This is a genomic window from Variovorax sp. efr-133-TYG-130, from assembly GCF_030208835.1.
Lineage (GTDB): Bacteria > Pseudomonadota > Gammaproteobacteria > Burkholderiales > Burkholderiaceae_C > Variovorax.
Genome location: NZ_JARVTD010000038.1, coordinates 83,143 through 91,584 on the forward strand (window position 1 = coordinate 83,143; position 8,442 = coordinate 91,584).

At 64.5% G+C, this 8,442-nt stretch carries 7 protein-coding genes; all 7 read left to right on the forward strand.

Features of this window, described 5'->3' with window-relative positions:
• Positions 1–133: 133 nt before the first annotated feature.
• The 7 genes from QRN67_RS29975 (at position 134) to QRN67_RS30005 (ending at position 8,426) form a co-directional block, all read left to right on the forward strand.
• Positions 134–2,515 (forward strand): xanthine dehydrogenase family protein molybdopterin-binding subunit, encoded by a 2,382-nt coding sequence (locus QRN67_RS29975; protein WP_081270284.1) that lies wholly within the window; start codon positions 134–136, stop codon positions 2,513–2,515.
• Positions 2,512–3,363: an FAD binding domain-containing protein gene (locus tag QRN67_RS29980; protein WP_285414781.1), complete on the forward strand. Its 852-nt coding sequence runs from the start codon at positions 2,512–2,514 to the stop codon at positions 3,361–3,363. Before QRN67_RS29975 ends, QRN67_RS29980 begins: the two co-directional genes overlap by 4 nt.
• A 5-nt stretch (positions 3,364–3,368) precedes the next feature.
• Complete coding sequence (locus tag QRN67_RS29985) at positions 3,369–4,592, forward strand: xanthine dehydrogenase family Fe-S subunit (protein ID WP_285414782.1); 1,224 nt, start codon at positions 3,369–3,371, stop codon at positions 4,590–4,592.
• Positions 4,589–5,395, forward strand: coding sequence for an alpha/beta fold hydrolase (locus tag QRN67_RS29990; protein ID WP_106937792.1), 807 nt, complete (start codon positions 4,589–4,591; stop codon positions 5,393–5,395). The genes QRN67_RS29985 and QRN67_RS29990 overlap by 4 nt, the downstream gene beginning before the upstream one ends.
• An 82-nt stretch (positions 5,396–5,477) precedes the next feature.
• Positions 5,478–6,026: a MarR family winged helix-turn-helix transcriptional regulator gene (locus QRN67_RS29995; protein ID WP_350226971.1), complete on the forward strand. Its 549-nt coding sequence runs from the start codon at positions 5,478–5,480 to the stop codon at positions 6,024–6,026.
• Positions 6,027–6,093: 67 nt separating this feature from the next.
• Positions 6,094–7,884, forward strand: a complete 1,791-nt coding sequence (locus tag QRN67_RS30000) for an acyl-CoA dehydrogenase (protein WP_285414784.1) — start codon at positions 6,094–6,096, stop codon at positions 7,882–7,884.
• Between the two features lie 152 nt (positions 7,885–8,036).
• Positions 8,037–8,426 (forward strand): LysR family transcriptional regulator, encoded by a 390-nt coding sequence (locus QRN67_RS30005; RefSeq protein WP_285414785.1) that lies wholly within the window; start codon positions 8,037–8,039, stop codon positions 8,424–8,426.
• Positions 8,427–8,442 lie beyond the last annotated feature (16 nt).

Consider the following 8,442-nt stretch of genomic DNA (forward strand, 5'->3'; position numbering starts at 1 on the left):
CTTCACGCGCGTGACAAGCAGGCCTATACTTATGAACGTGTACTGTCACAAATACGCATGAAGTCCTGACCTCGGACGATGCCGCACATCCCGAGCGGCGCCCGGGAACAATCAGTCAAGCAGAAGGAAACGCATGAACCAGGCAGACATCCCGGCGAGAGTTCTTAAGCCCGAGGGCATCGGCGCCCGTGTGCCTCGCAAGGAAGACGCGCGCCACATGGTTGGCAAAGGCAATTTCGTGGGCGACTTCGTGCTGCCTGGTCTGCAGGAGGTCGCCTTCCTGCGCAGCCCGCTGGCGCACGCCACCATCACGGGTGTCGAGATTCCGCAGGAGCATGCGGGGAAGATCTTCGTGCGCGAGATGATGACGGACGCGGCGGACATCGGTTCGCCGTCTTCGCTGCCCACATACCAGTACTCGGCCTTGCCGCCGCTGGCTTCGGGCAAGGTCCGGCACGTGGGAGAGGCGATCGCCATGGCCGTTGCGCCAACGCGTGCAGTGGCAGAAGACCTGCTCGAAGAGGTTCAGGTTTCCTATGACGAGCTGCCCGTCTACCACGGCGCCGAGTCTTCTCTTGCGGCGACGGGAGACTTCCTTCATCCTGGGTGGAAAGACAATGTCTTTCTCACGCTGCGGGCCAATCGCGACTTCGATGAACTTGCCGCGAAGGCGGAGGTGAAAGTTAGTCGCACCGTCGAGCTGTCGCGCCAGTGCATCGTGCCGCTGGAGGGAAAGTCGGTGCTGGCCTACTGGGACTTCCAGGCCGATCAACTTGTGGTCGTCAGTGCGACGCAGGTTCCGCATTTGCTGCGCGTCGGCATCGCCCAGCACCTCTCGATGAACGAGGAGGCGGTGCGTGTGGTGTCCCCCGACGTGGGAGGCGCCTTTGGCTATAAAGGGCAGCTGTACCCCGAAGATCTGTGCATTGCCTGGCTGGCCAAGACGTACCGAACCCCATTTCGCTATCTTGAGGATCGGCGCGAGCATCTGATCGTCGGTGCCAACACGCGGCAGCATCACTACAAGCTCACTGCCTACGCGGACCGCACGGGCAAGCTCCTGGCGTTGGACGCTGTCATCACCATCGACGGCGGCGCCTATTCGTACTATCCGTTCTTCGTGGGCCTGGAGCCTGGTCAAGCGATCGGCAACCTGCCCGGTCCGTACACCTTCCGTGGCTACCGATGCGAGACCTTGTGTGTCGCGACCAATAAGCCGGGCTTCATGGCTTACCGCGGCGTGGCGCGCACCGGTGTCTGTTTTGCAATCGAACTTCTGATGGATGCCGTGGCGCGCGAAGTGGGCCGGGAACCGTGGGAGGTTCGCATGGACAACCTCGTGCCGGCCGATGCCATGCCCTACGTCAACGTGGCCAACAAGCACTTCGACAGCGGCGACTTTCCCGCGAGCCTTCGCCGCGCCGTCGAGATGGTCGGAGTGGCTGCCGTGCGTGAGCGTCAAACCCGGGGAGAGCCGGACGGACGCCGGATCGGGTTCGGCACGGCCACTTATACCGAGCAGTCCGCGCACGGCACGACGGTGTTCGCCAACTGGGGTCTTCCGGTGGTGCCCGGTTTTGATCAGGCGGTGGTGCGGATGACCGCGGACGGCGGGCTCGAAGTGCGCGTCGGCGTGCACTCGCATGGCCAGGGCATGGAGACCAGTTTCGCGCAGATCGCCAACGATGTGCTCGGCATTCCCGTTGCGCGTATCCGGGTCGTGCATGGCGACACCGCGCTCACGCCCTTCTCATCGGGCACCTACGCATCCCGGGCGACCGTCATGTCGGGAGGCGCCATCGCGACCGCGTGCAAGGAACTGCTGCCCCGCATCCAGTCGATCGCCGCCTATCTCATGGGCGTGGATCCGCAGACCGTCGCGTTGGTAGAAGGGTTCGCCGTGGCCGGAGAAAAGTCGATTCCGCTGTCCCAGGTGGGTGGCGCGTGGTACCTCACGCCGCAGGACCTGCCCGAGAACGTGCATCTTGGTGGCCTGGAGGTTTCGCGTGCGTACAAGCCCAAAGTCGACACCGGTACCTTTACGTATGCGACCCATGCCGTCGTCGTCGCGGTCGACACGCAGACAGGCGAGGTCGAGATCCTCGACTACGTCGTGGTCGAGGATTGCGGCACCATGGTCAATCCGATGATCGTAGAGGGCCAAACCATCGGCGGCATCGCGCAGGGCATCGGCACCGCGATGTACGAAGAGAGCCCGTACGACGACCAAGGCCAGCCGCTGGCTTCCACGCTGGCCGACTACATCCTGCCTGGCGCCACGGAAGTGCCTCGCATCCGCATCGAGCACTTCGAGACACCGTCGCCTCACACCGAATTCGGCGCGAAGGGCGTGGGGGAGGGAGGCGCCATCGCGCCGCCCGCGGTGATCTTCAACGCCGTGAACGACGCATTGCGAGGCACGGGCGCGGCCGAGGTGCTGATGACGCCTCTGACACCGCGGCGCCTGCTCAAGGCCCTCGAGAGCGCGAAGCCGCAACAGGAGCTCGTCAAATGAAGGCCGCGAAATTTGAGTACACGCGAGTGCTCGGCGTGGATGAGGCGATCGAGGTGCTGGCCAGGGGCGGCGGCATGGCAAAGGCGATGAGTGGGAGCCAGTCCTTCGGCCCAATGCTCAATTTGAGACTTGCGCGACCGGCGCAGGTGGTTGACATCGCCGGCATCGCAGCGTTGCGCGCAGTCAGTCGCAAGGGCGAGTGGATCGAGATCGGTGCGGCAGTCACACATGCCGAGATCGAAGATGGCGTGCACCCGCCGCTGGCGGCGCATCCCATGCGTCAGGTCGCGGCCGGTATCGCCTACCGGGCGATCCGCAGCCGCGGCACTGTCGGAGGTAGCCTGGCGCATGCAGATCCTGCCGCGGACTGGGTCGTCACGCTCGCCGCGCTCGGTGCACGCATCGTGCTCAGGTCGCCGCGCGGCGAACGCACGATCGAGGCGGATGGCGTGATGCTCGGAGCCTATACGACTGTGCTCGAGTCCGATGAGTTGATCGTGGCCGTCCACGTGCCGTGCGAGACGCCGGCCACGCGCTGGGGTTATCACAAGGTCTGCCGCAAGCCTGGCGAATTTGCCGAGGCCAGCGCCGCGGTGTATTTCGATGTTTCGCGCAACCGTGCGCGCGTGGTGCTGGGGGCGGCTGACGGGCCGCCGATCCTGTTGAACGAATTCGCGGCGGAAGTTGCAAGCAAGGGCGCGCAAGCCGCGAAGCGCGACAAGGTGGGCGCGGCCGTAGGCCGGGCGCTGCCTGATCGCGACGGCATCGACCGAAAGCTCTTCACGGCCTGCGTCGAGCGCGCCCTGGCGCAGTCGGGTGTTTTTTCCAACCACAAGCCAGCGGAGTAACAGACTTGATCCCCATCGCTATTCAGGTCAATGGCCGCGGCTTCAGCCGGCACGCGGAACCACGGACGCATCTTGGTGACTTCCTGCGCGACGAACTGCGCCTGACAGGTACCCATCTTGGCTGCGAGCATGGCGTTTGCGGCGCATGCACGGTGCTCGTCAACGGCCAGCCGACGCGCTCATGCATCACCTTCGCCGTGGCGTGCGAGGGCCAGGAAGTCACCACCATCGAAGGCTACGACGATGATGCGGTGATGCAGCGGCTGCGCCCGGCGTTCACGCGGCATCACGCGCTGCAGTGCGGCTTCTGCACACCCGGAATGCTTACCACGGCGCGCGACATCGTCCTGCGTCTGCCCCAGGCCGACGAAGCGCGCGTGCGCCTCGAACTCTCCGGCAACCTGTGCCGTTGCACCGGCTACCAGGGCATCGTGGACGCCATTCTCGATGTGCTGCAGCAGCAGCGCGACACCCCGGACGCACAAGTCGAAAAGCTGCGGCATGCACTGGGTGCCCCGCGAACTATTGCACCGCGCCCGGCCACGGCGCCGAGCCAGGCGCAGCCGCTCGCGGTTGCCGCCGCCAGGCAGGCCGCGGCGGAATCTGCGGCGTCCGCGGAGATGGCAGAGGTCGATCCCGCCGCGATGGCCAAGGCCAAGGCCAAGGGCAACGCCATCGAAGTGCATTTCGACGTGCCTTATCCGGAAGACCAGGTGTGGAAGTTCATGGGAGACCTGCCTGCGGTGGCCTCTTGCCTGCCCGGTGCGACCATCGACTCATACGAAGGAGAGCGTGTCAAGGGCACCATCGCGATCAAGTTCGGTCCGATGTCGGCGGCATTCGCAGGCGCTGCGCGGCTGGAGCGCGACGACGCCGCGAGGCGCGCGGTCCTGCGCGGTGCCGGCCAGGACAGCCTGAGCAAGTCACGCACCCAGGGCGACATCACCTATCGGCTGGAAGCCCTGACGGCCGACAGCACCCGTGTGCACGTAGACATGATCTATGCGCTGCAGGGTCCACTCGCGCAGTTCTCGCGCTCCGGACTCGTGAAGGACTTCGTGCGACGCATGGTCGCAGACTTCGGAAAGCAGATCACGCGAAGGCTGGGCGGCCAAACGGTTGTGACCGACGAGCCGCAACCCACGGTGTCTGTCGCCGGGATGATGTGGAGCGTGCTCTGGAACCGCTTCCGCGGCTGGTTCGGCAAGCCGCCGAGGGCGTCCGAATGAGTTCCTTTCTTCTTGGCTATCACGTCCGTGCGAACGGGGTGCGGCTGCATCTTCTGCGCTATGGAGGGCAGGGTCCTCGCCTGCTGCTGTTGCCCGGCATCACGAGTCCCGCCATCACCTGGGGCTTCGTCGCAGAGCGGTTGGCTCGCCATTTCGATGTTCATGTGCTTGATTTCCGGGGGCGAGGCCTGTCCTTCAGCGCGCCGGGCATGGTCGCGAGCCTCGATGCCATGGCGGCTGATGTGCTGGACCTGCTGAACGTGCTGCAGTGGTCGTCGGTGACGGTGCTGGGCCACTCGATGGGTGCCCGCGTGGCGATTCGAGCCGCTGCGCGCGATCCGGGACGGATGGCGAGGCTGCTGCTCGTCGATCCGCCGGTGTCCGGCCCGGGCCGGCGTCCTTATCCGGTTCCGCTGGCCTGGTATGTCGATTCCATCCAGATGGCGCTCAAGGGCATCACGGCCGAAGAGCTTCGCCCCTATGCACCCACGTGGACGGACGACCAATTGCGCCTCAGGGCCGAATGGCTCCATACCTGCGACCCGGATGCCATCGTCCAGGCGCACGCCGGCTTCCACGAGGACGACATCCACGCCGATCTCCCCCAATTAAAGACGCCCGGGCTTCTGATGGCGGCAGGCCGGGGAGGGGTGATGCTGCCGGAGGACCTTGCCGAGATCGGGTCTCTTGCGCCCGGGTTGTCGCAATGCACGGCGTCGAACGCCGGGCACATGATCCCGTGGGATGACGAAGAAGATTTCTATCGCTTGCTCGGCGATTACCTGAAGCTCGATCTGCGTTAGCGCAATCCGAAGCGTGTCTTGCTCCGTTTCACAGACAGGGGAGTCGATAAACTCGTCGGCTGACACCTTCAGCGATCTCGAGATGATGACAAAGCGTTCCCCCGCTCAAAAAAAGACGGTCGGCTCAGCCGATGTGGCAAAGCATCCGATCCTGGAGCCGTTCAATCCATTGCGCCAGGTCATGTGGCGCCGGCCGGGTTTCCTCATCCGCAGGCTGACGCAGATCGGACAGGCGATCTTCTTCGATCTCTGCAAGTCGGAAAGCATCACACCGCTTCAGGTCGGCATGCTGACGGCGCTTTCGATGAACCCCTGGCTGGATCAGAAAGCGATCGGTCGGGAACTGTCGCTCGACCGCACGACGACTGCAGAAGTGCTCAAACGTCTTGGTGACAAGGGCTTGGTTGAAACCCGCGTCAATCCGGACGATCGCCGGTCAAGACTCTCGGTGATCACGACGGATGGGCTCAACCTGATCAACGATCTGCAGGAAAGCATTCACCGCTCCCAGGAGTTGCTGATTGAACCGCTGTCGCCCGAAGATCGCGCCGAGTTCATGAGGCTTCTGGCACAGCTCGTCGATGCGCATGAAAAGAAGGAAAAGATGGAAAAAGAAATTGGAGCCGGCTGATCGGACGATCCGCACGCGACTTGTTTTCACCGAGTAATTTGGAACTGCTTTTAAAGGCAGCAATGAGATGAGCTATACCGCCCCCCTCAAGGACATGCTGTTCGACATCGAACACCTGGCCCGCATCGAAGAGATCGCCAAGCTGCCCGGCTTCGAGGACGCGGGCCTGGACACCGCACAGGCGGTGCTCGAGGAATGCGCGCGCTTAAATCAGGACGTGATCGCGCCGCTCAACGTGGCGGGCGACCGCAACCCGTCCTCGTTCAAGGACGGTGTGGTCACCACCACGCCCGGCTTCAAGGAGGCCTTCGCGCAGTACGCCGCCAGCGGCTGGCAGGGCCTGCAGCACCCCGCGGACTTCGGCGGGCAGGGCCTGCCCAAGACCATCGGCGCGGCCTGCGGCGAGATGCTCAACTCGGCCAACATGAGCTTCGCGCTGTGCCCGTTGCTCAGCGATGGCGCGATCGAAGCGCTGTTGACGGCGGGCTCGGACGAACTCAAGGCGCTGTACCTCGAGAAGCTGGTGAGCGGCCAGTGGACCGGCACGATGAACCTCACCGAGCCGCAGGCCGGCAGCGACCTGGCGCTGGTGCGCAGCCGTGCTGAGCCGCAGCCCGACGGCACCTACAAGGTCTTCGGCACCAAGATCTTCATCACCTACGGTGAGCACGACATGGCCGAGAACATCGTGCACCTGTTGCTGGCCCGCGTGAGCGGCGCGCCCGAGGGCGTGAAGGGCATCAGCCTGTTCGTGGTGCCCAAGTTCATGGTCGAGAAGGATGGCTCGCTGGGCGCTCGCAACGATGTGCACTGCGTGAGCATCGAGCACAAGATGGGCATCAAGGCCTCGCCCACGGCCGTGCTGCAGTACGGCGACCACGGCGGTGCGGTCGGCTACCTCGTGGGCCAGGAGAACCGCGGCCTCGAGTACATGTTCATCATGATGAACTCGGCCCGCTATGCGGTGGGCATGCAGGGCATCGCGATCGCCGAGCGCGCCTACCAGCATGCCGTCGCCTACGCCAAGGACCGCGTGCAGAGCCGCCCGGTCGACGGCTCGATCAACGGCAGCGCGGCGATCATCCACCACCCCGACGTCAAGCGCATGCTGATGACGATGCGCGCCTACACCGAAGGCTGTCGCGCGATGGCCTCGGTGGCCGCCGCGGCCTACGACGCCTCGCACCACCATCCCGATGCCGACGCGCGCAAGCAGAACCAGGCCTTCTACGAATTCATGGTGCCGCTGGTCAAGGGCTACAGCACCGAGATGAGCCTGGAAGTGACCTCGCTGGGCGTGCAGGTGCACGGCGGCATGGGCTTCATCGAGGAGACCGGCGCGGCGCAGTACTACCGCGACGCGAAGATCCTGACCATCTACGAAGGCACGACGGCGATCCAGGCCAACGACCTGGTCGGCCGCAAGACCGCGCGCGACGGCGGCCGCACGGCCAAGGCGATCGCCGCACAGATCGAGACGACCGAGGCCGAACTCGCGAAGCGCGACAGCGCCGACGCACATGCCGTGGCCAAGCGCCTGAGGGCCGCACGCGAAGCCTTCGTCGAGGTGGTTGAGTTCGTCGCGGGCCAGACCAAAGCGTCGCCCAACGCGGTGTTCGCAGGCAGCGTGCCCTACCTGATGCTGGCCGGCAGCCTGGTCGCCGGCTGGCAACTGGCCCGCTCGCTGCTCGTCGCCGAAGACCTGGCGAAGGCCGGGACCGACGTCGCTTTCATGCAGGCCAAGGTCGTGACCGCACGCTTTTACGCCGAGCACATCCTGAACAAGGCGCTGGGCCTGCGCGACAGCATCGTCGACGGCGCCGAGAGCGTGAGTGCACTGCCAACCGCTATGTACTGACGGGAACGATGTGTAGGGAAGCTCTTACTGTCAAGTATGAATTCCTGGTTCTTGGGGAATTCGGACCTACTTGCCTGTGAATCACGAAGTTCCATCACGAGGTGTTCGTTTCGCTGTCCTCATAGTCCAGCACTAGTCCGCACTGGTCTCGAATGATTGAGCTGCGCCACCTTCGCTACTTCATTGCAGTCGCTGAGGAACTCAACTTCCGCCGCGCTGCCGAGCGTATCCACATTGACCCGACACCGCTGTCGCGCACCATCCGCGATCTGGAAGACCAACTGGGCGTGCAGTTGTTCATGCGCATGCCGCGCAAGCTGCGCCTCACACCAGCCGGCGTACGTCTGCTCAAGGAGGCCCACAAACTCTTCATTCGGCTGGAGCGCACCCAGCGCATCGTTCGGTTGACCGATGCCCGCTACCGCGCGCCGCTGCGCATCGGCGTGGCCGACGGCATCGCCCAGCCCAAACTTGTTGGCGCCGACCGGAAACTGAGCCAGTTTGGGGGTGCGGCGGAAAACTTGGACTACCTGGAGATGTAATGGATGCCTCCCTGCC